This window comes from Bacillus sp. LSHTCR4 (assembly GCF_057197025.1).
Genome location: NZ_JBXUNO010000001.1, coordinates 2,406,696 through 2,431,789, shown reverse-complemented (window position 1 = coordinate 2,431,789; position 25,094 = coordinate 2,406,696). Strand labels below are relative to the sequence as shown.

The 25,094-nt window shown below is 33.6% G+C and carries 23 protein-coding genes; 12 read left to right on the top strand and 11 right to left on the bottom strand.

Features of this window, described 5'->3' with window-relative positions:
- Positions 1-54: 54 nt before the first annotated feature.
- From AC2CGR_RS12495 to AC2CGR_RS12475, 5 genes are all read right to left on the bottom strand, one after another.
- Positions 55-243 carry a Phr family secreted Rap phosphatase inhibitor gene (locus AC2CGR_RS12495; RefSeq protein WP_000592021.1) on the bottom strand — a complete coding sequence of 63 codons (189 nt, stop codon included), beginning with the start codon at positions 241-243 and terminating at the stop codon, positions 55-57.
- On the bottom strand, positions 240-1,334 hold the full coding sequence (locus AC2CGR_RS12490; RefSeq protein ID WP_484480888.1) for a response regulator aspartate phosphatase: 1,095 nt from the start codon (positions 1,332-1,334) through the stop codon (positions 240-242). Before AC2CGR_RS12490 ends, AC2CGR_RS12495 begins: the two co-directional genes overlap by 4 nt.
- A gap of 257 nt (positions 1,335-1,591) precedes the next feature.
- On the bottom strand, positions 1,592-3,058 hold the full coding sequence (locus AC2CGR_RS12485) for a protein adenylyltransferase SelO (protein ID WP_061402626.1): 1,467 nt from the start codon (positions 3,056-3,058) through the stop codon (positions 1,592-1,594).
- A gap of 176 nt (positions 3,059-3,234) precedes the next feature.
- Positions 3,235-4,233, bottom strand: coding sequence for an NADP-dependent oxidoreductase (locus AC2CGR_RS12480; RefSeq protein WP_484480887.1), 999 nt, complete (start codon positions 4,231-4,233; stop codon positions 3,235-3,237).
- Between the two features lie 18 nt (positions 4,234-4,251).
- Entirely contained in the window at positions 4,252-4,587 is a 336-nt protein-coding gene (locus AC2CGR_RS12475) for an ArsR/SmtB family transcription factor (RefSeq protein WP_206701894.1), read from the bottom strand.
- Positions 4,588-5,114: 527 nt separating this feature from the next.
- On the opposite strand from AC2CGR_RS12475, the gene AC2CGR_RS12470 reads away from it, so the two are divergent.
- Together AC2CGR_RS12470 and AC2CGR_RS12465 are read left to right on the top strand one after the other, a co-directional pair.
- Positions 5,115-6,734 (top strand): FAD-dependent oxidoreductase, encoded by a 1,620-nt coding sequence (locus AC2CGR_RS12470; protein ID WP_484480886.1) that lies wholly within the window; start codon positions 5,115-5,117, stop codon positions 6,732-6,734.
- Between the two features lie 387 nt (positions 6,735-7,121).
- A complete protein-coding gene (locus AC2CGR_RS12465; protein WP_484480885.1) occupies positions 7,122-8,066 on the top strand; it encodes a glycerophosphodiester phosphodiesterase in 945 nt (314 codons plus the stop codon).
- 43 nt (positions 8,067-8,109) lie between these two features.
- Here the strand turns inward: AC2CGR_RS12465 and AC2CGR_RS12460 are convergent, their stop codons facing one another.
- The 3 genes from AC2CGR_RS12460 to AC2CGR_RS12450 form a co-directional block, all read right to left on the bottom strand.
- Complete coding sequence (locus AC2CGR_RS12460) at positions 8,110-8,787, bottom strand: YdcF family protein (protein WP_000236532.1); 678 nt, start codon at positions 8,785-8,787, stop codon at positions 8,110-8,112.
- A 93-nt stretch (positions 8,788-8,880) separates the two neighbouring features.
- Positions 8,881-9,390 carry a DUF3916 domain-containing protein gene (locus AC2CGR_RS12455; RefSeq protein WP_061402621.1) on the bottom strand — a complete coding sequence of 170 codons (510 nt, stop codon included), beginning with the start codon at positions 9,388-9,390 and terminating at the stop codon, positions 8,881-8,883.
- The gene (locus AC2CGR_RS12450) at positions 9,383-10,234 is read right to left on the bottom strand and encodes a LysR family transcriptional regulator (RefSeq protein WP_071709383.1); all 852 of its coding nucleotides are present in this window, start codon (positions 10,232-10,234) and stop codon (positions 9,383-9,385) included. The genes AC2CGR_RS12455 and AC2CGR_RS12450 overlap by 8 nt, the downstream gene beginning before the upstream one ends.
- A gap of 107 nt (positions 10,235-10,341) precedes the next feature.
- Here AC2CGR_RS12450 and AC2CGR_RS12445 point away from each other — a divergent pair, with 107 nt between their 5' ends.
- A complete protein-coding gene (locus AC2CGR_RS12445) occupies positions 10,342-11,556 on the top strand; it encodes an MFS transporter (RefSeq protein WP_484480884.1) in 1,215 nt (404 codons plus the stop codon).
- Positions 11,557-11,748: 192 nt separating this feature from the next.
- Here the strand turns inward: AC2CGR_RS12445 and AC2CGR_RS12440 are convergent, their stop codons facing one another.
- Positions 11,749-11,979 (bottom strand): hypothetical protein, encoded by a 231-nt coding sequence (locus tag AC2CGR_RS12440; protein ID WP_087967428.1) that lies wholly within the window; start codon positions 11,977-11,979, stop codon positions 11,749-11,751.
- Positions 11,980-12,237: 258 nt separating this feature from the next.
- On the opposite strand from AC2CGR_RS12440, the gene AC2CGR_RS12435 reads away from it, so the two are divergent.
- The 8 genes from AC2CGR_RS12435 (at position 12,238) to AC2CGR_RS12400 (ending at position 20,376) form a co-directional block, all read left to right on the top strand.
- Positions 12,238-13,365 (top strand): serine hydrolase domain-containing protein, encoded by a 1,128-nt coding sequence (locus tag AC2CGR_RS12435; RefSeq protein WP_131100437.1) that lies wholly within the window; start codon positions 12,238-12,240, stop codon positions 13,363-13,365.
- A gap of 287 nt (positions 13,366-13,652) precedes the next feature.
- Positions 13,653-14,810 (top strand): agmatine deiminase family protein, encoded by a 1,158-nt coding sequence (locus AC2CGR_RS12430; RefSeq protein WP_484480883.1) that lies wholly within the window; start codon positions 13,653-13,655, stop codon positions 14,808-14,810.
- A gap of 169 nt (positions 14,811-14,979) precedes the next feature.
- A complete protein-coding gene (gene psiE, locus AC2CGR_RS12425) occupies positions 14,980-15,399 on the top strand; it encodes a phosphate-starvation-inducible protein PsiE (RefSeq protein WP_000916565.1) in 420 nt (139 codons plus the stop codon).
- Between the two features lie 179 nt (positions 15,400-15,578).
- Entirely contained in the window at positions 15,579-16,517 is a 939-nt protein-coding gene (locus tag AC2CGR_RS12420) for a bestrophin family protein (RefSeq protein WP_000233825.1), read from the top strand.
- Between the two features lie 184 nt (positions 16,518-16,701).
- Positions 16,702-17,679, top strand: coding sequence for an agmatine deiminase family protein (locus tag AC2CGR_RS12415; RefSeq protein ID WP_071679920.1), 978 nt, complete (start codon positions 16,702-16,704; stop codon positions 17,677-17,679).
- A gap of 42 nt (positions 17,680-17,721) precedes the next feature.
- A complete protein-coding gene (locus tag AC2CGR_RS12410; protein ID WP_000288087.1) occupies positions 17,722-18,543 on the top strand; it encodes a MerR family transcriptional regulator in 822 nt (273 codons plus the stop codon).
- A gap of 122 nt (positions 18,544-18,665) precedes the next feature.
- Positions 18,666-18,923 (top strand): hypothetical protein, encoded by a 258-nt coding sequence (locus tag AC2CGR_RS12405; RefSeq protein ID WP_484480920.1) that lies wholly within the window; start codon positions 18,666-18,668, stop codon positions 18,921-18,923.
- A gap of 415 nt (positions 18,924-19,338) precedes the next feature.
- Entirely contained in the window at positions 19,339-20,376 is a 1,038-nt protein-coding gene (locus AC2CGR_RS12400; RefSeq protein WP_484480882.1) for an agmatine deiminase family protein, read from the top strand.
- A 47-nt stretch (positions 20,377-20,423) separates the two neighbouring features.
- Here the strand turns inward: AC2CGR_RS12400 and pepF are convergent, their stop codons facing one another.
- Both pepF and AC2CGR_RS12390 read right to left on the bottom strand, forming a co-directional pair.
- Positions 20,424-22,211, bottom strand: coding sequence for an oligoendopeptidase F (pepF, locus tag AC2CGR_RS12395; RefSeq protein WP_087967437.1), 1,788 nt, complete (start codon positions 22,209-22,211; stop codon positions 20,424-20,426).
- Between the two features lie 117 nt (positions 22,212-22,328).
- A complete protein-coding gene (locus AC2CGR_RS12390; RefSeq protein WP_087967439.1) occupies positions 22,329-23,120 on the bottom strand; it encodes an arylamine N-acetyltransferase family protein in 792 nt (263 codons plus the stop codon).
- 203 nt (positions 23,121-23,323) lie between these two features.
- On the opposite strand from AC2CGR_RS12390, the gene amyS reads away from it, so the two are divergent.
- Positions 23,324-24,865, top strand: coding sequence for an alpha-amylase (gene amyS, locus AC2CGR_RS12385; RefSeq protein WP_131100431.1), 1,542 nt, complete (start codon positions 23,324-23,326; stop codon positions 24,863-24,865).
- Positions 24,866-25,094 lie beyond the last annotated feature (229 nt).

Below are 25,094 nucleotides of genomic sequence, written 5' to 3'. Positions count from 1 at the left end.
ATCTAAATAAGCGCATTAAAAAAAAGACCCTCTTAAATGAAGGTCTTTCGTTCTTTAAAGTGTTTTTTCAGCTGTGGTTGAGTTGTAGTCTTTACTTACGTCAACAGATTGAACAAAATCAGGTCTTTGTGGTGCAGGGAGATCGGCGTGACTTGCTTGATATGTAAAAGAACTATTTATCCCAATAGAAATAATACCGATAACAGACAGTCCTAGAACGACAGAACTAATTTTTTTAATCATTTTAGAGCTCCTTTCTCAAACGTTTTTTCTTTTGCTTGTAACGCTTTATGAAAATACTCACTCGCTTTCACATGATTATTTTCATTATAAAATTTAGTTGCTAATTTCTCTGAATATTCTTGAGTGTAGTTATATAAAGATTCTTTGTCGAAATACGTAATTCCTTCAAGAATAATCTTTTCTAGATCTTCAGTTGTCTCATTATTGTTAAGGGAATTTAAAATTTTAAAATGAAATATATATTCAATATTGTTTAGTTCTGTACAAACTCCCAATCCTTTTTTAATAAATTCTTCAGCAATGTTTATTTCACCAAGTTTATAATGCTCTCTGGCTTGTAAAAAGAGTGCTTTAAAGTGTGTAGGCACTTTGGTTGTTACCTCTGATAAATGTCGAATCGCTAGAGAAGACAGGTTTTGACTTGCATAGAGCCAACCTAGATTATTGCGAACGCTTAATACTAAATCCTTTTCGTTTAGTTTTTGTAAAATTGAAAGAGCAGAATTGAACTTTTCCTCTGCTTGTTCATATTGTTTTAGGAATACACATGAGGAACCTATTATATTGTCGCAAAGTGCTAACTTTATCTCAAATCCATTTTCAGTCATGAAGATGTTTCTGGCTTTTGTTGCTTGCTGAATTGCATCAATCGGTTTATAAAAATGTTGATTAAAGATGGCGAATCGGTAATTATACTCAGCTTCCTCTAGTTTATCTGAAACATTAACTAATAGCTTTTCAGCATTTTCGTAATGTTCACTTGCTAAATTATAATTTGTTGTTAAAGTAGCATGAATCGCTTTAAATAAATGATAGTAGTAAGAAAGTTGGTGATTAGGTGAAATCGCGTAAGAATCTATTTTATTGAAACTGTCTTTTGTGATGCTTAAACCATCAGTTAAAACTTTGAAACGAAAATCCAGTAGAGAATAGTATAATGCTAAGTTTTCATCTTCTTCAAAGTTTAGTTCTTTTTCCTCAATTTCATGCTTTAAGTTTGTTGCCTGGGACACATCTTGTTTTAGCATAGCTAAATACCAATCATTAAATAATTTTGTGATTTGTTCATTACCTTGTAGTTGAACGTTCATGAAATCCCCTCGCTTTTTTGAATATTCTTATAAAATATAGTATCAAAAATAACAATATTTAGAAATACGATTTTTATTTCTCAATATTTGTTTAACAAACTTTTCAGTAAGCCGATTGGAATAGTATTAATTTGTTTTGGAGTAAAGAAAAGGTGTCGGGGGAGGGGGCATTTTAAATTTCTAGTTGAGAGATGAAAATATAAAAAAGGGTGCGTTCACACAATTTGTATAAACACACCTTTTTACAGATTAAACAATCAAGTCCCACAAAAAGTACGATAAGGACGATTCGTAGGCGCAGGTGGAACGCAGTATTCTTCTTGATCTGTAGAATACGCATAAGGATTTGCTAGAGCTTCAAGGAGTTTCTCCATTACGCTATAATCTCCACTTGTAACAGCTGCTTCTAATGCTTCTTCTACACGGTGGTTCCTAGGGATGATGGATGGGTTATTATTTTTCATCATTTCGTAGGCATTTTCTTTCAATTCTTCCTGCCTTTCTAATCGAGATTGCCACAGTTTGTACCATTCTTTAAATTCAGGGCTATCGAATAGAGGGGTATTTTCTAACGTATCAAGAGTTAATGAACGGAATGTATTTGTGTAATCCGCTTTATATTTCTCCATCATTTTTAAAAGTTGCTCAATAAGTGATTGATCTTGTTCTTCATTGCTAAATAGTCCTAATTTCTTTTTCATTCCAAGGAACCACTGGTTTTCATACTGTACACTAAATTTTGAAATTTCATCTTGAGCAATCTTTAATGATTCTTCTTCATCTTCGTGCAGGATTGGTATTAAAGATTCAGCTAGTCGCGCGAGATCCCATGCGGCCATATATGGCTGATTTCCATATGCGTAGCGACCTTGTGTATCAATAGAGCTAAATACAGTTCCTTGGTCGTAATTGTCCATAAATGCACAAGGTCCGTAATCAATCGTTTCTCCGCTAATTGTTATATTGTCAGTGTTCATTACACCGTGAATAAATCCAACAAGTTGCCATTTAGCGATGAGGCTCGCTTGTTTTTTGATGACTTCTTGTAGCAATGCAGTATATCGGTTTTCATGATCTTCAATTTCTGGATAATGTCTTTTTATTGTATAGTCAGCTAGCGATTGAAGATCTTCGATTGAGCCGCGAGCTGCAGCATATTGAAATGTGCCGACGCGTATATGGCTGCTTGCTACTCTAGTTAAAATAGCTCCAGGTAACTTTGTTTCACGATAGGTTGGTTCACCAGTTGTGACAACTGCTAAACTGCGGGTAGTTGGGATATCAAGTGCATACATTGCTTCGCTAATAATATATTCACGTAGCATCGGACCGAGTGCAGCACGACCATCACCGCGGCGTGAATACGGAGTAGGGCCAGAACCTTTTAGCTGAATGTCAAAACGTTTTCCTGAAGGAGTAATTTGTTCGCCAATTAAAAGAGCACGACCGTCGCCTAACATATTAAAATGTCCGAATTGATGACCAGCATATGCTTGAGCTAATGGATGAGCGTCTTCTGGGAGAGCATTACCGGCGAAAATAGCGATTTCGGCTTCTTTCTTCAGTTCTTCAGGATTAAAGCCAAGAGATATTGCTAGCGAATGGTTTAGTTTAACTAACTCCGGTGAACTTACGGGAGTAGGGGGGATGTCTGTATAAAATGATTTTGGCAAAGTAGCATAACTATTATCTAAATTCCAACCTGCTTCATTATTTTTAGTCATTTTATCTCCTCCTTGTTTATTTTTTTATTATGTATTTGTACGTATGTATTCTTTGTAAAATTAGCTAAAAGTATAATATGATATTTCCCCTTGCAATCTATTGTAAGGACTTCACTACACTATGTCTATTTAACAGCAAATTTAAAACCTCCATTAAAAAAATGGAGGTTTTATTATTATTTGATTTTTACAATTATTTTCCCTTTTGCTCTTCCAGCTTCTGAATATTCCATTGCTTTTTGAGCATCTTCAAAAGGGAAAACGCGATCGATTACCGGTTTGATTTTGCCAGCTTCAATATAGTTTGCAATAGTGCGTAATTGATCGCCGCTTGGCTTCATAAATAAAAATGAATATCGAGCATTATGCTTTTTTTCAAGTGCAGTAAGTTTTTTGCTTGCTAATGAAAATAAGAGTGTTTTGAAAAATCCCGAACCGAATTCTTTACCGAATCGAGCATTCGGCATACCTGAAACGGAAACAATGTTGCCACCGCTTTTTATAATGTTGAATGATTTTTCAAGTGTTGTACCGCCGATTGTATCAAATACTGCATCATAATCTTTTAGTATATCTTCAAATTTTTCTGTTTTGTAATTAATAATTTCATCTGCGCCAAGAGATTTTACTAAATTCGCACCAGCTTCACTTGCAGTCGTTGTAACAGTAGCACCTATTATTTTTGCTAACTGAATTGCGAAAGTACCAACACCACCAGATCCAGCGTGAATTAAAATCTTCTGTCCTTTTTGTAATTGCATGATGTCATGTAAAGCTTGATAAGATGTTAAGCCAACGAGTGGAATCGACGCCGCTTCCTCAAAACTTAAATTTTTTGGTTTTAAAGCTACATCATTTTCATGAATGGCTATATACTCCGCGAAAGTACCAATCTTATTTTTTCTTGGACGAGCATATATTTCATCACCGACTTTAAAACGAGTTACTTTTGATCCAACCTTCGTGATGACACCAGAAAAGTCATTCCCAAGGATTAGAGGCATTTCATATTTCAGTAACATTTTAACTTTTCCATCACGTATTTTAAAATCAATTGGGTTAATACTAGCTGCATGAATTTCTGCGAGCACTTCATACTCATTTATTTTAGGAGTAGGTAGCTCGGCCATACGCATTGGGACTTTTCCGTACTTATCAATTATCATCGCTTTCATTTTTTATACCTCCAGATTTCAATAAAAGTTGTGCAATAGTTTTTCAATATCTAATACAAGATTTTTTAATAAACTTAATTTTGTACGTATATCAATATAATAAAAGTTTTTTGTACCTTCTTTTCGCATTAAAATAATACCGGCTTCTCGTAAAATTCTAAGGTGATGTGATACTGCTGGTCGAGAAAGATGTGTTTGTTTCGTAATTTCGCCTACACGTAATCCGGTTTGACATTCTGTTTCCATTAGAACTAACAAAATAGCTTGCCGTGTTTCATCACCAATTGCCAATAACACTTTTTGTGAATCAATAAAATCTCTTTTTATAATATTTAATTGTTCTTGTTTATTCATTTCAATCGCTTTACCTCCTGCTAATTAGTCGAAAGGTTTAAGATGATGGACCATTACTTCGATACGATAATGCTACATGATTGTTGTATGAGCTGCAATATTGGGAAAGAAAATCGAGACGAATGAATTTTTTATGTTGAAAATGATAAGGGGGTAGAAAAGAATTACATATAAGAATGGATAAAGTTTTAAAAATAGAAAATGATTTAATAATACGTTGTTTCCAGATGAGGATGGTTAAGCCATTGAACAAAAAATTAAGCGGTCGTAACCCTGGATAATTTTTAGGGTTATGACCGCTTATAATGTTTTCATTATTTTGGCGTCTACTAAAGTGAGTTCTTTCATTTTACTTTTTCATACACGCATAATACAAGCGGATTATAGTTGTATGAAAAAGTAAAAGTAATTTGGGGCGTAATCTATCTATATGATAATTCAAAATGAAATATAAGTCTATATCTTTGTTGTTTTTTTGATTATATTTATATCACTGAGCTCAGAACAATGATGTGGAGGATAAATATATGAAATCGAATGATGTACCAGTTTTAATTGTTGGAGGGGGATTATCAGGGTTAGCATCTGCGTTATTTCTTGCAAAACATAACATTGAGTACTTACTTATTGAAAGGCATCCGTCTACTGCCATTCATCCGAAAGCAGGCGGTCTTACTTTACGTACAATGGAGTTATTTCGAGAATTAGGTTTGGAACAAAGAATTAAATTGGCAGGTAAAGCATTAGAGAACTGCCGAGGAAGAATAGTAGTTCATACAATAGCTGAGGCGAATAAAGAAGAATTGGAACAAATGAGAGCGACGCAATACGGAAACGATGAAGAGTTACTTCAAAAAATAGAAAAGATTAGTCCATCAAAACAAACTGCGTGTTATCAAATAATTTTAGAAGAGATGATGTTACAAGAAGTGAAAACGCTAGGCGGGCAACTATCTTTTTATCATGAATTAGTTTCATTTGAACAAAATGAAAACGGGGTAAAAGCAACGATTCGAAATCGTGAAACAGAAAAAGAAAGTGTCATACATTGTGACTATGTAATTGCAGCAGATGGAGCGAAAAGTAAAATACGTGAGCAGCTAGGGATAAGTACGGAGGGACGAGGTACAATCGGTGGCTATTATATGAATATTTATTTTGAAGCGGATTTAAGCGAGTTTATACAAGGAGATGCATTTGGTTTCTCTATGGTACTTCATCCGGAAGTTCTCGGTGCACTCATTCCAGTCGATAATGCAAGAAGATGGATTTATCATGTATCCTACGATCCATTAAAAGGAGAGCGACTAGAGGATTTTACTATAGAACGTTGTAAACAAATTATTCAAACCGCAATAGGAAGTACAAATGTTGAGTCAGAAATAGTAAGTGTTTTACCGTGGGAAGCGACTGAAAGTACTGCTACAAAATTTCAAGATAATCGCGTTTTTTTAGTTGGCGATTCTGCACATATTATGCCGCCAACTGGAGGGTTTGGTTCAAATACAGGAATACAAGATGCGCACAATCTAGCTTGGAAATTAGCGGCTGTTATAAAAGGCAAGGCAAAACCAAAATTGTTAGAAACATATCATGAAGAGAGATACCCTGTTGCAAAATTAACGACAGCTTATGCAAGTAGTTTACTGTTTCGTGCTGCGAATAGAGAGGAAGGCAGTTTGAATAATATGGATGGTTTAGCTGTTACAGTTGGATATCAGTATTGTTCAGAGACGATTATAGATGACTCAGTCACTCCACATAGAATGGATAGCGTAGAGTTGAACGGGAGACCTGGAACGCGAGCGCCGCACTTTTGGGGGATGTATAAAGGGAAAGAAGCTTCTATATTAGACTTATTTGGTAACAATTTTGTATTACTTACTGGAGTAGACAATAGCCCTTGGGCTGAAGCTGTATTTGATGTTTCATCTAAATTAGGAATAAATATAAAAGTTTACAGCGTTGGTTTAAGGGGAGACTTTATTACTCAAGAAAATGTTTTTTGTGAATTATATGGAATAGAGAATGAAGGAGTTGTACTAATTAGACCAGATGGCTTTATTGGATGGCGTTCGGAACAAGAAGTGGTAAATCCAGCGGTAATGCTGGAAGAGGTAATGAGAAATGTATTATGTGATTTTTAAGTAACTACGGAAATACTTTCTTATATGTCTCACTTTACTGAAAAAATAATATTCACAAATTTTAATAGGTTTGGTATGATTAATTTCGACAAGTTAATCGAGGCCGGAGATATGTGAGATAAGCCATAAATTTATTTAGGGATACAGAAGTGTCCTCTAAATAAATTATGGTTTTTTTTATTGGAAGAACCGCACACAATAGGGAAGTTACATGTGGAAAGGAGAGATATAGAAAATAAATAGTTTTCTATATTAATAACATAGGGAAAGTATATTTGTAAGACTGAAATTTTAATATAAGCTTATAAAAATAATGAAAATATATCTTCTATTTCGTGTGAATCTCATTAACTTGTTGAAATTTACAACGTAGGAAGGGTTAGAAGGATGAGAAAGATTATTAGCGTTTTAGTTATTTTCTTTATGATGGGAAGTATCTTTGCTGGGGGAGCTGTTCATGCGAAAGCAGAAGGAAAGCATGAAGGGAATACGAATAAGTTTTTAAATATTGCACATCGCGGAGCAAGTGGACATGCACCTGAGCATACTTTTGCTTCTTATGATCTTGTGAAAAAAATGAAAGCGGATTATTTGGAGTTAGATATTCAGTTAACTAAGGACGGCCAGTTGATTGCAATGCATGATACAGCCGTTGATCGAACTACAAATGGTACAGGGGAAGTACGGGATAAAACATTAAGTGAAATAAAGAGTTTAGATGCAGGATCGTGGTTCAATAAAGCTTATCCAGAAAAGGCTAAGCAAGAGTATGTTGGTCAAAAAGTTCCGACTCTTGAAGAAATCTTCCAAAAGTACGGAAGAAGCATGAAGTATTACATTGAAACAAAATCACCAGATGTGTATCCAGGAATGGAAGAGAAATTATTAGCTTTATTAGAAAAATATAATTTAATAGGTCAAAACATGTCTTCTAGCCGTGTTATGATTCAGTCATTTAGTAAAGATAGTTTAACAAAGATTCATAGTATGAATAAAAATATTCCGTTAGTTCAACTGCTTTGGTATTATCCAAATGAAAACAATGAGATTGTTGAATGGTCTGGCATTACACATGAACCGAAAAGTGTAACAAATGAAGATTTTCAAGAAATTAAAAAGTATGCAGTTGGTATTGGACCAAACTTACGTAATGATAACGGAGAACTAATTATTGATGAGTCATATATGAAAATGGCTAGAAATAATGGACTGCTAATTCATCCTTATACAATTAATGAGAAACCAGATATGAGATTGTTAATGAAATGGGGTGCTACAGGAATGTTTACAAATTATCCTGATCGATTACATAGTGTGTTAAAAGAAAAATAAATAGGAGAAAAGGTATACCGACATTTTGGTATACCTTTTTCTATTATGCTAGATTATAGTAATAGGATACATATTCTTCTAAACCTTCAACCTCATTTTCAGGTGGCTCAATGCCGCCCTTTCTACCGTAGCAAATATTTCTCAAGTATTCTCCAAAAATCATAGAGCGACTTTTTTCATTTTCCATCCAATTATATCTATTAATTATAAACTCACCATCGAAACTTGTATTAAATGTATATGGGATACAAGTAATAGTTTTAGGTAAATGTTTTTTTAATACTCTGTATTGCCGACCAGCGCCTAAGCTTTTGCAAACAAATAGTAGCCGATTAATCTTTGTAAAATCAAAAATCTTTTTCGCTTCTATTACATTAGCGATAGAATGGAGGGAGTTTTTCTCGAACATGATAGCATCTTTTGGTACGCCATGTTCAAGTAATTTATTTACAATTACTTCTGCATCTGACAAATCCCCGTAATTCCAGCTCGGATGTTTCATGCCATGCAAACTAGTACCACCTGTAACGATAATTTTATTTCCTAAACCTTGTCGATAAGCTTCTAGAGGAGCTTGCCAATTGCCAGGGTGTGAACCGCCGAAAACGAATATTGCATCACATTTTTGTGGTGTTATTTCTTTTAGAAAAGCGATTTCTGTAATTTGATCGATTTGTTTTTTCGTAAGAGTAGGGACATCAGGATATTTAGGTATTACCATTTGAAAACCTCCTATATAGTAAAATGATAAATTCATTATATAGCGATTTTGTCAGGTGAAAAAAGGGAAGCTTTTCATTTGAAAGTACCCCTTTTAAGATAACTCTCCAATAAACCAAATCTCTTTTTTATCGATTGCATCTTCATCATAAATGACTTCTTGAAAGTGCAACAGTTGGGCAGTAGGGCAAATTGAAATTCCCCATGTTTCCCAAAAATTAATTTCATTTGAAAGAGGAATCCATGTTTGAAATTCATTATTTCTATTAAAAAAATTTTGAAAGTAGTCATCGTTTTTAAATACGATAATTTGCGATCTCCATAAATTTTCTATAGAAATTATAGTAACAACTCGATATGTATGTGTATCACTCGGTTTTATTTTTATTAAATGATTTACTCGATCTATTAAGGTTTGTATACATAATCGTTTTACTTTTCTAGGTGTTTTATGAGACTCGATAAAAGCTTGAGAAACTGGTAAAGGCATATACCAATATTCATCGTTATAGAAAGTAGAAGGGAACGTTTTTGTATGTTCCTCAATGTGTTTAATCATAGTGTTTGTTTTTCGTTTCATACCACGTATTTTCTTTTCATGCATTGTGAGTCATCTCCATAAATTTTTGTAATGCAGCTGAGCGAAATATGTCTTTTCTAGTAATGAAAGTAGTAGGAACTTTTTTGAAGCTATTTGGTAAAGGGTTGAATGATACGTCATGTTCATGCCCCTTCAAAATTGATTTCATCATAATCGCTACGCCCATACTTGATTTTACACATGCAAGTATAGCTTCGATTGTCCCGAATTCTAAAACTCGTTTAGGCGAGATGTCTTCTTCTTGAAGCCAGTCTTCTAATAAACTTCTATAATAGCACCCGTGACTAAAAGCGAGTAAATTCATATCTTCTATGTCTTTAAGAGAGGACAAAGGTGTTTTACTAATGAGAACTAATTCTTCTTTATGAAATACATTTGTATGGAGTTCAGCATACTGAGTAGAGCCAGCTATAAACGCTCCGTCTAGTTTTCGCTCTAATACAAGCTTAATTAGTTGTTCAGTCGTATTTGTTTCCAAAATCAATTCGACTTCTGGGTACTTCTCATAATAGGCCGTTAATATAGATGGCAGCCTTACCGCGGTTGTAGATTCTGTACACCCGATTTTTAAAGTACCTTTAGGATCAGTTCCATTACTTTGAACCGCTTTTATAGATTGATCCATTAAGTGGATAATTTGTTTGGCGTATGTTAATAAAATCTCGCCGTTAGAAGTTAAAGTTACACCTTTTCCGTTACGGTAAAATAAAGGCACGCCTAATTCATTTTCTAGTTGTTTCATACGCATTGTTACGCCTGATTGCACGTAGTTCAAATTTTTCGCTGCGTGAGAAATATTATTTTCCTTCGCGACCTCGTAAAATACAGTTAAATCTTTTATGTCCACGTATCATCCCTCCGAAAAGGTATCATTTTTTTTGATGGATTATATGATGAATCTTTATTTTATATGATATCAGAACTTTCATACAATGGAAGGGGGGAGGGATTATTATGTTGATTGAAGAAAGGGTGAATAGTACTAATAAATGGGTTATGTTAATTGTTGCGACGATTGCTCAAACAACAGCGACACTTATAACGTATGGTGTCGGGGTTTTCGCTTTATTTTGGAAAGAAGAATATGCACTTACGAATACGGAGAGTGGATTATTAGTAAGTGTTGTAAATATTGGACCGTTATTTTGTATGCTTTTTGTCGGTCGGCTACTTGATCAATATAATGAAAAAAGATTAATTTCTATCAGTTCATTTTTGCTAGGGAGTTCGCTTTTACTGACTAATATAGTAAATGGATTTAATGGATTATTATTTGTACTTTTATTAATGGGCATGTTTTATAGTGTTTCCCAGCCAGGAGGAAGTAAAGTGATTTTAAAATGGTTCCCAAAAGAAAATCGTGGGTTAGCGATGGGAATAAGGCAAGCTGGTATACCGATTGGTGGCGCGTTAGCGGGAGTGCTAATCCCGTTTCTAACAATACAATATAATATGACTTACGCGATAAATAGTATTGCATGCATTTGTATTATTGGAGGGCTATTATTTTTTGTGTTTTATAAAGAGCCATATGTTCAGGCGGAAGTAAGGAAAGAACATACTAAAGTTTCTTTTTGGACACAGCTAAAAGTAGCGATATGCAAAAAAGAGTTGTATCCAATTTATATGGCGGGTATTTGCATGATTTCATTACAAATGGTGTTAGTTGGACACTTCATGAAATTTTTAGTAAGGGAACAATCAATTACATCTATTGTAGCCGGAACAGTATTTTCAGTTATGTTCTTTTCTGGAATGATTGGTCGTGTTGTATTAGCAGCTATTAGTGATGTGTTTTATAAGGGGAATCGGCGCATACCTTTATTTATAACTGTCTGTGCTTCTATCGGTTTGGTTCTATTGTTAGTAATAAGTATACATACAATAACGAGTGGAGTATTGTATGGTGTAAGTGCATTGTTAGGATTCTTTTCAATTGGATGGTTTAGTCTTTTTATAGCCGAAGTTGCTGAATTGGCAAGTGAAGAATCTGTAGGAATAACAGTGGGTTTGGCGCTTACATTAAATCAAATTGCGATTATTATTGCACCTGTTTTATTTGGTTATATTGTGGACGCGAAAGGATATACGTATGCATGGTTTTGTATAGTGGTATTACTAAGTATTTCGGCAGTGAGTTTATCCCGCAATTTGCCAGGCAGCCAGTAAAAGCCGGATTGGGGTGGGCTAATAATCAGTGGGGACGGACAAAACACCACTGATTAAAGTTTCACTTTATATAGCAAAAATAAAAGAAAGTTAGCAATGTAAATTTTTTATGAAGAAAGTCTAAAGAAATGCCGAATGAGCGACATTTCTTTTTTATATGTTGTATAATTAAAATTTAAATGAGATTCGTTTTCAGTTGCGTTCATTTCCTCTTTTGAAATTGCCTGTTACTTTAGCCATAATGAGTTGTTTTTCTGTATCGTTATGTGCATGATTTATTTTGTATAAAAATTTTTCAGCGTCATTTCCTTTTAATATCATAATCCGTTTTACGTAATATTCAATTAAAACTATGTTGTTTTTTGTTACCCTGTAATGAAACGCCCTATCATTTAAGCGATTGTGTTTGTCAGTATTTTTCATCGTAACAACTCCGTTTCTTATCGTGTGTAACAAATGTTACATAAGATGTTGAAATTATAGTAGGGTGCATCCGATTGTAAGGTGGAAATTTTGCAAGAAAGAAATACAATAGAGAGTAGCCAAAAACTGAATATGAGAAAAAGGAATCTAGTTCATTTAGGTGAATAATAGGTAGTATTATAAAATATTTGAAAATTAAAAGATATAGAACAGAATGGATGTACGTTAAGTGAAACTATATAAAAGAGGGTTCCTATTATGCTAAAGAAATGGTTAATCGTTTTCTTTATTTTTGCTATTTTTTGTGGGAGTGTCGTTGCACTCATACATGCAAATAAAGGTAAGAAATATGATATAAAGGCATTTTCTAATGTAAATAGTAAGCAAAAGGACGATATGCAAGAAGTTAATGCAACTGAGAAAAAACGCTATGAAGCTGTAGCTGGAAAACTAGATCAATATTTAAAAGATAAAGGATTTAATGGGAGCGTTCTTGTAGCTAGTAAAGATCATGTGATTTTACAAAAAGGTTATGGATATGCGAATGTGAAAGATAAAGTAGTAACAACACCAAGAACGAAATATCGTATTGGTTCTATTACGAAAACGGTCGTTGCAATATCTATTATGCAGCTAAAAGAAAAAGGAAAATTAAACATTGAAGACAATGTAAATAAGTATATTCCATCGTTTCCAGCAGATAAAAACATTACGTTACGAAATCTATTAACACACACATCTGGCTTGCCAGATCAAGGACAAGGTAGGGTGGATGCAGGGTCACGTTTAAAGTTAGTAACATGGATTGGAGCGCAAAAATTGCAATTTCCTGCAGGGACAGGCTGGAAATATACAGACTATAATTATATGGTGCTTGCATATATTGTAGAAAAAATTACGAATAAACCGCTCGCTGAATACGTCAAAGAAAATATTTTTACTTCTGCTGGCATGCGTGAATCTGGAATGGGGGCGACTCTCCCAGAAGATATTTTTTTAGCAGAAGGTTATACGAGAAAAGATAATGAATTAATAGCTGCACCCCGCTTAAAAATGAACTGGTTGTATGGGTGTGGTGAAATGTATACGACTGTTGAAGATATGAAAAGATTAGATGAGGCAATAATGGATGGAAAACTGTTATCTAAACAAAGTGTATTAGATATGTTTACGGCATCACCTGCAAGAAAATATGGATTTAGTTTCTATACGTATCCAGATTATTATCATAACCACGGCGTATTGGCAGGTTGGAATACTTTTAATAATTTTAACTGGGATAAGAAAACGTTTGTCATATTATTCTCTAATGTCCAAAATGGTATGAATGATACATTTAATCAAGATTTTAGGAAAATGGCGAATGATTTAATAGAAGGAAAATAATAATTTAAAAATCGGTATTGATATGTAATTATCAATACCGATTTTTTTGTTTGGGGATGTTCAGCTTACTGAAGAAGTAATGATGAAAGGGTGATATTAGAATAATTTTGTATAGGAAGTTAAATGATATGGATGTTAAATATAGGAAAGTTACTGTGTGAATTTTATCTATTCGTAATGAATTTATGCGGAAGATTAATTGGTAAATTTTACATCGATAAAAAAGCTTGAGCTTAACACTATGTGAAGCTTTACATTATTGGAGACAAGAACAGGAGGTTTACAAAATGAAAAAAATAGTAAAGTTTTGCTTAATGGCTACATTATCTACAACGATTATTAGTGGATGCTCTTTTGAGGGGAACAATGAAAATGCTAAAGGGAAAGGGAATGAAAAAGTAGAGGTACAGAAAACCGTCGGGAAATATACGATGCCAGATGAAAAAGATAAACATGAAGGTACATGGCTACAATGGCCTCATGAATACACATATGGTGAAGAGTATAAGCAGGAAGTTGAACCGATTTGGGTTAAGATGGCAAGTGCTTTAACTGAGGGAGAAAAAGTCCATATTGTTGCATACGATGAGGAGGAGAAAGAGCGAATCAATAAACTTTTAATAGATAAAGGACTGAATATGGATAAAATTGATTTCTTTATCGCTCCTACTGATGATGTATGGGCACGAGATAGTGGACCGATTTTTGTTTATGACAATAATAAAAATTTAAAAATATTAGATCCAGCATTTAATGGGTGGGGAAAGAAAACGCCGTACAAAAATGATGCTCGTATACGTGAAAATGTGAGTAAACAAGCAGGGATTGAAAGAATTGATTGGGGGAAATTTGTCCTTGAAGGAGGCGCAATTGAATTAGATAGCAATGGGACTGCTTTATTAACTCGAAGTGCGGTAACGAATAAAAATAGAAATCCTGATTTATCAGAAAAGGAAATTGAAAAATATATAAGTGATCTTGGGGTATCAAACTTTATTTGGTTAGATGGAGTGCCGAATTTAGATATTACGGACTTTCATATTGATGGATTTGCTAAATTCCATAATAAATCTACCATTGTAACGATGAAAGAAGATGACCTAGCCGAATGGGGTTTATCAAATAAAGATATGGCTACATTATTAGATGCAAAAAATGCTGCAGGAAAGAAATATAAGTATGAATACTTACCGCTTAGTAAAGAAAAAGTTGTATTAGAAAATGGAAAAACTCTCGATTATAAAGGGTCATATATCAATTATTATATTGGGAATACAGTGGTATTGGTGCCAAATTATAATGATCCAAATGATAAAATTGCAAACGATACGATTCAAAAATTATACCCAGATCGTAAAGTAGTTGGTATTGATGTGAGAGAGCTTTATAAAAATGGCGGTATGATTCATTGTGTTACACAGCAACAGCCAATTGCATTGAAGTAATGGATTGAAATTACGTTGTGCTGCTATATAGACAAAATAGGTGAAAGATTATCTTTGCCTATTTTGTCATTCCTTATTATTTATAACAATAAAAAATATAAATGCAATGATAAATGAATTATAGTATGTATTCAATTTTCGATTTATATGGAAAAGGAGAAAGGTTTCTGTGTTAAAGAATTTTAAAATAGTATTTTTATTTTTCCCTATCGTTCTACAGTACATTTTAAATGTAGCTTTGATTTGTTTAGGGATTGTATTAAGTGTGTTTCTAATGAAAGAAGTCATTCAATTTATACAAGAGCTGAAAATAAATGGTGAAGAATCTAGTTATCATTTGATTGATAGTATCGTCGTATTCTTTTTATATTTTGAATTTATTGTAATGATTATAAAGTATTTTCAAATGAATTTTCATTTCCCATTACGATATTTTATTTATATAGGTATAACAGCTATCGTTCGTCTTATTATTATTGATCACGATAGTCCGATAGATTCATTGTTATACGCCTGTGCGATTCTTGTACTAATTAGTGCCTTATTCATTGCAAATTCTAAAATAATGCGTCGTGATTTAGAAGAGTGAATGTTTGTTATTTGAATTTAAAAAGAGTTATATCTTTTGACGAAAAAAGGAGTAACGGTATTGAAAGAAATAATTTTAACGAGTTTCGTCATGATAGGATTTATGATTCTACTATGTAATTGTATACTCTCATGATTTTAAAGAATAAAAAGTTAATAAGAGAAGAGGTTTTTGTAAATATGGTGCATTACAATAATCAAAATAGTTTACATCAAATATTTACATTAAAGGGAACAGTAATAAGAGATATTTTCCCGCAAATTTTATTATATATATGTGTATCAACGGTAGTAACTGTAATTCATTATTATTATGCAACAATAAAAATGAATCAAACCCCTTGGATAATTGTTGGAGGCTCCTTAGGTTTACTATTAGTTTTTCGTACTAACACTGCCTATGATAGATATTGGGAAGGTAGAAAGTTGTTTGGCACAATTGGTGCTTGTAGTAGAAATTTAGCAGTTAGTTTTTTATGTTATTGGGATTCCGAGGGGAAAAAGATGGATCAGGAACAACTGAAATTTTTACATTTATTAATTGCTTTTCCGAAGATAGCGAAAGGACATTTGAGAGACGAAAAAGATTTATCTGAAATAAAAGAATTATTAAATGTTTGTTCTGAGAAGGAGAAGGAAATGTTGGAGCAGTCTATGCATTTACCGATTAGTATCGTTCTTATGTTAAAAACTATATTATCAAAAGGTTTGAAAATGGGTCAAATTCATCCCAATGCAATAATTAATATGGAAACGGATTTGAATAATATGCTTACGGCTGTGGGGGGATGTGATCGTATCAAAACGACACCTATTCCTTTTGCCTATTTTGCGCATATAAAAATCTTATTGCTCATATTTTGCGGGACTTTACCGATTGGTCTTGTTGATAGTCTTGGCTGGGTTACAGTGCTTGCAACTATGTTTATCAGTTTTGCGTTTATTGGTATTGAAGCGATAGGAGTTGAAATTGAAGATCCTTTTGGTCAAGATCCAAATGACCTTCCGTTAGAAGGGATTTGTATAGGCGTAGAAACGAATTTATTGAATTTATACAATCAAAACGGTCTGTTAGAAGTCATGGATATGAATCAGGTTGAAAAATCATGTAATCGTTAATTGTGTACAACTATTAATTTTAGAATGTTGTTATAAAAAATTATTTGAAATCGTGTCACGAGTCAAATTACAGCTCAACGACGGTTTTATATTTTTTATATAAATATATAATATTATCATCCATTCAAGAAATGTTGAGGAAGAGCTGGCTACTTCATTATTATAAAAAAGCGAGGGAAAGGAAATGGAACAAAAACAAAAAGGAATTATTTTTACTGCGATACCAGATGAATCAAATGAATATTATGAACCGTTTTATGAAGAACTTATTTATTTTAATGAAAATTTAAATGAAAAAAAGGGAGCTACAGATCAATTTATTTCTTTATCTGTTGAAGAACAAGACTTTCATACAAGCTTTTTTGAGTATGATGATATTTGGCTAAGAGATGTAGCGCCAGTTGTAACGAATCATCTTGTTAAATTTAAATATCGACCAAATTATTTGCCAGATGATCAAGGGCGGTATTTAGATCAACAGTTTAATAAATGGTTGAAAAAGAATGACTTTGAATATGTGAAATCCCCATTAATATTAGATGGTGGTAATCTGATTTGGAATAAAAAAGATACCGTTATATTAACAGAACGCATATTTGATGATAATGATGATTGGACAGAAGAGGAAATTATTGAGCAATTAGAGTGGGATTTAGATGTGAGCCGAGTTATAATTATTCCTGCTGAAGAGGGAGATGTCCTGGCACACGCGGACGGAATGGTTAAATTTATTGGTGAACATACGATGTTTATTAGTGATTTTTTAGGGGATGATGAATTTAGATATCATGTTCAAGAGATAATTCAAGAGCAAATGCCAGAAGCTGAATTTATCGTTGTTCCTTCCTCATATACAGAGAAAGGGCAATATGATCAAGAAATAGCATCGGCAAAAGGATTATATATAAATATGTTAGAAACATGTGATGCTCTTTACGTCCCTAAGTTTGGGCTAGCTAAAGATAGAGAAGTTTTACGATATATTCAACAACATACAGAGAAACAAGTTATTCAAATTCATGTAGGAGAAATCTCGACTATGGGAGGCGCAATGAATTGTTTAACGTGGTATTGTCCGAGTCATTTGTTACCTTCAAAAATGAAAAGATTAAACAATCAGAATGAAGGTTCTTCAATTAGAAAGTTTTTAGATTGGTTTTAATAATAAAGTTTACAAAAGAAAATGTATTCAAGGGGTATGTATATGTATACGATTACTGAATTTTCTCGGATTTGTAAAATGAGTACACGGATGCTAAGGCATTATGATAAAGAGGAAATATTGAAACCGGCATATGTGAATCCAGTAAATGGTTATAGATTTTATGAGCAAGGGCAGTTAGAGATAGCCTTGAAAATTAAAAAGCTGAGGGAGTACAAGTTTCCTTTGCCGAAAATTAAAGTAATACTGCAGTCATCAGATCAAGATTCATTTATTCACCATATGCAAGCGCAAATTATCGAGTTGTCTCATGAGGTGAAACAAAATTTACAGGTTATTTCTGAAATGAATGAAATGGTCAATATGAATTATGCTTTAAATACTGCTCGCCATAGAAATTACGATATATTAAATGGAACGAGAAATGAAATAACCGTAATTGCTCAAAGGTTACAAATAGATATAGATTATATGGATGATTATTTTTATGATTTATATGAAGAAGTACAAAAAAATAGTTTGCAAATAGTAGGCTCTCCTGCTACCGTTTTTTATGATGAAGAGTTTATGCCGGGGCACAGTGATATTGAATTAAGAATTCCGGTTATGGATAGTGAAGATAAAGATGGATTACAAGGATGCGAAATAAAAAAGATACATCAACATCAAATTGTTACTACTATGCATTATGGTAGCTATGACTATATAGGTTATGCTTATATGGCATTAGAAGAGTGGGTGGGAAAAAACGGTTATATAATAGATGGTCATCCATATGAAGTGTATATAAAGGGACCTGAATGTGATTGTTTAGTAGAAGAGTATGTGACACAAATTTGTTTTTTAGTTACGAAAATAGAATGAGAATAAGGATTAATATTATGTCCATGTATGGATGAAGTTCCAAATACGAAAATTTTTAATGCTAATTTTACAAATAGAAACCGTTTATCATAAGGATAATAGAGATGGAAGGAACGACGTTGATGAAATTAATGCAAGCGAATCTAGAGATTTTTGAGGATAAAATTATTAAACCGTCCAACTATTTAATTGAGCGTGTGGGGAATCAATATATATTGCACAGAGAGGTTGCGCAATATGAAATAGAAGCGTTTAGAGAAGAAAAGTTATTTCAATATAAAGGGAGAAGTTTTTTGTCAAATATTGAACGATTTCCTTCAGAGAAGCAAGCTAGAGAAGCTGTATGTTCTTATTGGACAGCGATTAGTGAATTAGATTAAAAGTGGATATAATCATTTATTGATACTCATATAAAATAGCAATACATATAGCGAGTTAAAAAAGAGAGCAGACTTTGAATGCTCTCTTTTTTATTTGGAAAATTCCGGAAAATAATTATAGTGTCTGTGTAATGATATATTCGCTTGGGCTTTACCGTAATGATTAGCCTTCGAATAGGTATTCTTTTTTATCTCGCATTAGCAAGTAGTAACGATACCTACCTCAAGATTCAGAGAACACGAGCAGGTTTGATGAGAAATTAACTGCACATAAAACCTGATGACCTCACTTAATAATCGGTAAGGAATGACCAAAGTTTTATTTTATTCTTTTGTTAATCACAAGTATTTTGTTGACCTTAACACGATGTCAAAGTATAGACTGTACTTACATTCAAAGAAGGGGTGAACACGTATGACAAAAAGTTTATTTTATATGCCTGCAGAATGGGAGAAGCATGAGGGGACATGGCTCCAATGGCCTCATGATAGAACTCATAGAGGTGAAGGATACAGAGTTAAGTTAGATGATATTTGGGTAACGATGGTAAAGGAGCTTCATTACGGAGAAACTGTGCATATTGTTGTATATGATGAGAAAGAAAAAGTACATGTCCAATCGAAGTTAACGGAAGCGAAAGTGGATATGGATAAAATTGATTTTTTAATTGAAGAAATGGATGATGTTTGGATACGAGATAATGGACCGATCTTTGTAAAGGATAAGAAAGGCAATCTCTGCTTAACACACTGGATATTTAATGGCTGGGGGGAGAAATATCCGTATAAAAAGGATGCTGTTATTCCGGTGAAAATAAGTGAAATGTATAGCATTCCAAAAGTTAAATCTAGTGTTTGTCTAGAGGGCGGGGGAATAGAGATAAACGGAAATGGAACTTTAATGGCGGCAAAAACTTCTATTATAAATGAAAACCGAAATCCTACACTAAGTCAGGAAGAGATTGAAATAGAGTTAACGAAGTATTTGGGGGTAACGAATTTTATATGGATAACTGGCATTCGCGGTGAGGATAATTATGATGAAGATACGGATTACCATATTGATGGCGCAGCACGTTTTGTAAATGAAAATACAATTCTTTATGAATATGATCCTTTCGGGGAAGGGGAGCCCTACCTTTTAGATGCGTACGAAAAGCATTATCAAGAATTACGACAGGCAAGAAATTTAGATGGAAAGCCATTTCAGCTCATACCAGTACCAGTGACAAGAAAAGTGGTAAAAGAAGCAGAATGTAAGGGTTCATATTTGAATTTTTATATAGGAAATGAAGTCGTAGTAGTTCCTATATACGGTGATGAACATGACAAGTTAGGGCTCCAAATCATTGAAGGACAGTTTCCTGGAAGAAGAATTATCGGCATTTATATAAATGAGCTATTTGCGTATGGTGGCATGATTCATTGCGTAACGCAGCAACATTCAGTATAAAGTAACCGAAATGAAAAAGCATGCAGAGTATATACTCTGCATGCTTTTTATAATGCTGAAAATTCTTCAACAAGTTCACTAAAACGATTTAATGCACTTTCAATCGGTTCTGGCGTAGTTAAATCAACACCAGCTTTTTTCAATAAGTTTAATGGGTAGTCTGAACTTCCGCCTTTAAGGAATTCAATATAATGTTTTTGAGCATTTGGATCGCCGCTCAATAACTTGTCGGCAATTTGGATTGCAGAAGCGAATCCAGTTGCGTATTTGTATACGTAAAATGGACGATAGAAATGCGGTATTCTAGCCCAGCCGTATTTTACTTCTTCGTCAAATACGAGGGAGTCGCCATTATATTCTCTAAACAAGTTTTCGTAAACCGTGCTAAAAGTTTGGGCATTTAATGGTTTACCTTGCTGTGCCATTTCATGTGTGATTTTTTCAAACTCAGCGAACATGATTTGTGTAAAGAAAGTGCCTTTAAATTTCTCGATGAAATGGTTTACTAAATGATTACGTACATCAGCATCTTTTGCTTCTTTTAATAAATGATGAATTAAGAGCACTTCATTTACTGTAGAAGCGACTTCTGCGACAAAAATAGTATAGTGTGCAGAAATTCTTGGTTGGTATCCGTGTGAGTAGTGCGTATGCATACCGTGCCCACATTCGTGAGTAAGAGTGAAAAGGCTATTTAAATCATCGTGATGATTTAAAAGAATGAATGGATGAACACCATATACACCAAAGTTATAAGCACCGGAACGTTTTCCAGGTGTTTCTCTTACGTCAATATAACGTTTATCTTTAAAGCTTTTTAATGTTTCAATATATTCTTCACCTAAAGGAGCTAGTGATTCAATCATTATGTCAAACGCTTTATCGTATGGAATGTCTTGTTTTACACCAGATACTAAATCAACGCTTAAATCGTACTGGCGTAGTTCATCTACATTTAATTTTTCTTTTCGAAGTTTATTATAAGTATGTAAAGATTGAATGTTTTTTTTCGTTGTATCAATTAGGTTTTCGTATACTTCTTTCGGAACCATGTCGCCAAATAATGATTTTTCTAGGGCTGATGGATATTTTCTTAGCTTTGAAACAGTAACATTATTTTTAATAGCAGCAGATAAAGTAGAAGCGATAGAATTCTTTAATTGAACGTATGGTTTGTAATAAGCTTTATAGGCTTCTTTACGTTTCTCGCGATTCTCATCTTCTATTAACTTTGCATACATACCGCGCGTTAAAGTTACTTTTTCTCCATCATCAGTAGTCACTTCACCAAATAGTATATCTGCATTATTTAACATGCCATATGTATGTTGAGGGGAGGAGAGTGCTTCGCCCATTTGTGATAAAATCTCTTCTTGGTCCTTATTTAATACGTGTTTTTTATAACGGTATAATTCAAATAAGTCTTCTTTATAATATTGTAAACCGTCTGCTTCTTCTATGTAAGATTGTAATGTGTTTTCATCTACGCTAAGTAAGAAGGGGGAAAAGAAAGATTTAGCCGCACTTACTTTCACATGTAATTGTGATACTTTATCGACAAGAGATTGAGCTTCAGTATCGCGCGTATCAAGATCAGATTGTAATCGTGCATAAGCGAACATTAAAGATATGATGCTAGAAATCTCTTCACTCTTTGTTAAATAAGCTAATAAGCTATTACCATCGTAAATATTGCCATTAAACTCGTGTAATTCTTTCGTTAACACTTCGATTTTTTGGAAATCACTTTCCCAATCTTCAATTGTATGATAAATATCCGTTAAATCCCATTTCTCTTTCTCATCTACTTGTAGTCGATCTTTAAGTTCAGTCATAATCATTTCCTTTCTAAATATGTAGTTATATTCCTATATAACTATGAAATACAACAAATTGCAAAAAATCCCTGCTGAAAATTGAAAAGCCTTGCTAAAATGGCAAGGCTTCAAAAATTATAATGTAATTCCGAATTTTGAATGTAAAAGATTTTTATATTGTACATCTATAACGGTTTCTTTTGTTTTTGCACCGTTTTTCGCTATTGTCAGACTATCCTTCGTTAAAGATGCATGCCCATCTTCAGTTAGTTTTACAATGAGAGGTACTTTGTTAAATGGTGAGCCCTCATGTTCAACAATAATTTTTTGTGCTGCATTTGCTTTTTCTTCATCCACTTCTTCTATATAAAATGCATAGCCTAACGTCCAATCATCAGTAGAAGATTGATCCAAAAACTCATTGTTTTTACGCATCTCTAACACGTAGTTTCCTTTTTCGGTCATTTCCTTACGAATACGATAATCTCCTGTAACGGATTGAACGACTTCACCTGAGAAAGGGACTGGTGCAAGCGGTAAGTATGATCCGAATCCTACTTCAATTAAGTAAAGTTCATTATGATGTGTTAAAACGGTTGCAATATGGCCAGAATCAACAGCCCATATAGAATTTGCAGCATTGTACACTGTTCCTGAAACGAGATGAACATCAAATCCAGTGTCTTTAAGGAAGTAATACATAGTAGGATTGAGTTCATAACAAAGACCGCCACGGTTGTTTACTAAAATTTTTTCTTTTAAATTTTCTTTTGATATTTCCTTAAAATTCTTTTCGAGAACATTTAAGTTTTCAAATGGGACAGTTTGTGCCATTGCGTACATAATGTTGGGTAAATCTTTAAATGAAACTTTGTGTTTTTCTTCTATATTTAATCTTGTGAAAAATTGTTTTTGAAAGTCGGTCATAGAAATCCCTCCGTTATGCTTTTATAGATAAATTGTAAACAATCTTGAATGGGATGTGAAATGAAAACTACGTTGAATATTTGAAGTTTGATTAAAAATAATGTGGAAGAGTGAGAGATTGATACTTTACTAACAGAGGGGTGAATATTATAATAATTCTGATAAACTATGCAAACGTTTTCTTAGGAGGGGATGGAGTACAGATGTTTAAAAGAATAACAATAGTCGGATTGTCGGTTGTTATGTTTTTACCTAGTATATATGGGGGGAGTAAAGCGTATGCAGATACGGTTAACAATGGAACGTTAATGCAATATTTTGAGTGGTATGCTCCAAATGATGGGAATCATTGGAATCGCTTGCATTCGGATGCTGAAAATTTAGCTCAAAAGGGAATTACATCTGTTTGGATACCACCTGCATATAAAGGAACTACGCAAAATGACGTAGGATATGGAGCATATGATTTATATGATTTGGGGGAATTCAATCAAAAGGGAACAGTGCGGACGAAATATGGGACGAAAGCACAATTGAAGTCTGCAATTGACGCTTTACATAAGAAAAACATCGATGTATACGGTGATGTAGTTATGAATCATAAAGGTGGGGCTGATTATACAGAAACTGTCACAGCAGTTGAGGTAGACCCAAGCAATCGAAATATTGAGGTATCAGGTGATTATGAAATTAGTGCTTGGACAGGATTTAACTTTCCAGGGCGTGGAGATTCTTATTCTAATTTCAAATGGAAATGGTATCATTTTGACGGAACGGATTGGGATGAAGGAAGGAAATTAAATCGAATTTATAAATTTAGGGGGATAGGTAAAGCATGGGACTGGGAAGTGTCTAGCGAGAATGGAAATTATGATTATTTGATGTATGCAGACCTTGATTTTGATCATCCAGATGTTGCGAATGAGATGAAAAATTGGGGGACGTGGTATGCGAATGAATTAAATTTAGATGGTTTTCGTTTAGATGCTGTTAAACATATTGATCATGAATATTTACGCGATTGGGTAAATCATGTCAGACAGCAAACAGGGAAAGAAATGTTTACAGTAGCTGAATATTGGCAAAATGATATCCAGACTTTAAATAATTATTTAGCGAAAGTCAATTATAATCAATCTGTATTTGATGCACCACTTCATTATAATTTTCATTATGCTTCAACAGGAAATGGAAATTATGATATGAGAAATATTTTAAAAGGAACAGTAGTTGCGAATCACCCTACACTTGCAGTTACGCTAGTTGAAAATCATGATTCACAGCCTGGTCAGTCATTGGAATCTGTAGTGAGCCCTTGGTTCAAACCTTTGGCATATGCATTTATTTTAACTCGTGCAGAGGGATATCCTTCTGTTTTCTATGGTGATTACTATGGTACAAAAGGAAATAGTAACTATGAAATTCCAGCGTTAAAGGACAAAATTGATCCGATTTTGACGGCACGAAAAAACTTTGCATATGGTACGCAGCGTGATTATTTTGATCATCCAGATGTGATTGGCTGGACAAGAGAAGGTGATAGTGTACATGCTAATTCTGGTTTAGCAACATTAATCTCTGATGGACCAGGAGGGTCAAAGTGGATGGATGTTGGAAAGAATAACGCAGGGGAAGTATGGTACGATATTACGGGTAATCAAGCAAATACTGTAACAATTAATAAGGATGGTTGGGGAAAGTTCCAAGTGAGTGGAGGATCAGTTTCCATATATGTTCAGCAGTGAATTGTTGATAGAAAAGAAGAGGTAGACTGAAATATAAGTTTTCCTCTTCTTTTTATATTGTTATCATTCCTAAATCTTTATTTTAATAAAAGAACTAGTCGAATTTTGAAACAACAAGAAATGCATTGGAATAAATGATGTCACCCGTGTTTCTCTTATTCGTACTTGAAGAACATCTCCTTACTGTGATTACTATAGAACTAAATATTAGTATGTTTTTAATGTGATT

Excerpts from the sequence above, each read along its gene's own strand:
- AC2CGR_RS12495 (WP_000592021.1), bottom strand. The coding sequence starts at position 243 with ATGATTAAAAAAATTAGTTCTGTCGTTCTAGGACTGTCTGTTATCGGT.
- AC2CGR_RS12490 (WP_484480888.1), bottom strand. The coding sequence starts at position 1,334 with ATGAACGTTCAACTACAAGGTAATGAACAAATCACAAAATTATTTAAT.
- AC2CGR_RS12485 (WP_061402626.1), bottom strand. The coding sequence starts at position 3,058 with ATGACTAAAAATAATGAAGCAGGTTGGAATTTAGATAATAGTTATGCT.
- AC2CGR_RS12480 (WP_484480887.1), bottom strand. The coding sequence starts at position 4,233 with ATGAAAGCGATGATAATTGATAAGTACGGAAAAGTCCCAATGCGTATG.
- AC2CGR_RS12475 (WP_206701894.1), bottom strand. The coding sequence starts at position 4,587 with ATGAATAAACAAGAACAATTAAATATTATAAAAAGAGATTTTATTGAT.
- AC2CGR_RS12470 (WP_484480886.1), top strand. The coding sequence starts at position 5,115 with ATGAAATCGAATGATGTACCAGTTTTAATTGTTGGAGGGGGATTATCA.
- AC2CGR_RS12465 (WP_484480885.1), top strand. The coding sequence starts at position 7,122 with ATGAGAAAGATTATTAGCGTTTTAGTTATTTTCTTTATGATGGGAAGT.
- AC2CGR_RS12460 (WP_000236532.1), bottom strand. The coding sequence starts at position 8,787 with ATGGTAATACCTAAATATCCTGATGTCCCTACTCTTACGAAAAAACAA.
- AC2CGR_RS12455 (WP_061402621.1), bottom strand. The coding sequence starts at position 9,390 with ATGCATGAAAAGAAAATACGTGGTATGAAACGAAAAACAAACACTATG.
- AC2CGR_RS12445 (WP_484480884.1), top strand. The coding sequence starts at position 10,342 with ATGTTGATTGAAGAAAGGGTGAATAGTACTAATAAATGGGTTATGTTA.
- AC2CGR_RS12440 (WP_087967428.1), bottom strand. The coding sequence starts at position 11,979 with ATGAAAAATACTGACAAACACAATCGCTTAAATGATAGGGCGTTTCAT.
- AC2CGR_RS12435 (WP_131100437.1), top strand. The coding sequence starts at position 12,238 with ATGCTAAAGAAATGGTTAATCGTTTTCTTTATTTTTGCTATTTTTTGT.
- AC2CGR_RS12430 (WP_484480883.1), top strand. The coding sequence starts at position 13,653 with ATGAAAAAAATAGTAAAGTTTTGCTTAATGGCTACATTATCTACAACG.
- AC2CGR_RS12420 (WP_000233825.1), top strand. The coding sequence starts at position 15,579 with ATGGTGCATTACAATAATCAAAATAGTTTACATCAAATATTTACATTA.
- AC2CGR_RS12415 (WP_071679920.1), top strand. The coding sequence starts at position 16,702 with ATGGAACAAAAACAAAAAGGAATTATTTTTACTGCGATACCAGATGAA.
- AC2CGR_RS12410 (WP_000288087.1), top strand. The coding sequence starts at position 17,722 with ATGTATACGATTACTGAATTTTCTCGGATTTGTAAAATGAGTACACGG.
- AC2CGR_RS12405 (WP_484480920.1), top strand. The coding sequence starts at position 18,666 with ATGAAATTAATGCAAGCGAATCTAGAGATTTTTGAGGATAAAATTATT.
- AC2CGR_RS12400 (WP_484480882.1), top strand. The coding sequence starts at position 19,339 with ATGACAAAAAGTTTATTTTATATGCCTGCAGAATGGGAGAAGCATGAG.
- pepF (WP_087967437.1), bottom strand. The coding sequence starts at position 22,211 with ATGACTGAACTTAAAGATCGACTACAAGTAGATGAGAAAGAGAAATGG.
- AC2CGR_RS12390 (WP_087967439.1), bottom strand. The coding sequence starts at position 23,120 with ATGACCGACTTTCAAAAACAATTTTTCACAAGATTAAATATAGAAGAA.
- amyS (WP_131100431.1), top strand. The coding sequence starts at position 23,324 with ATGTTTAAAAGAATAACAATAGTCGGATTGTCGGTTGTTATGTTTTTA.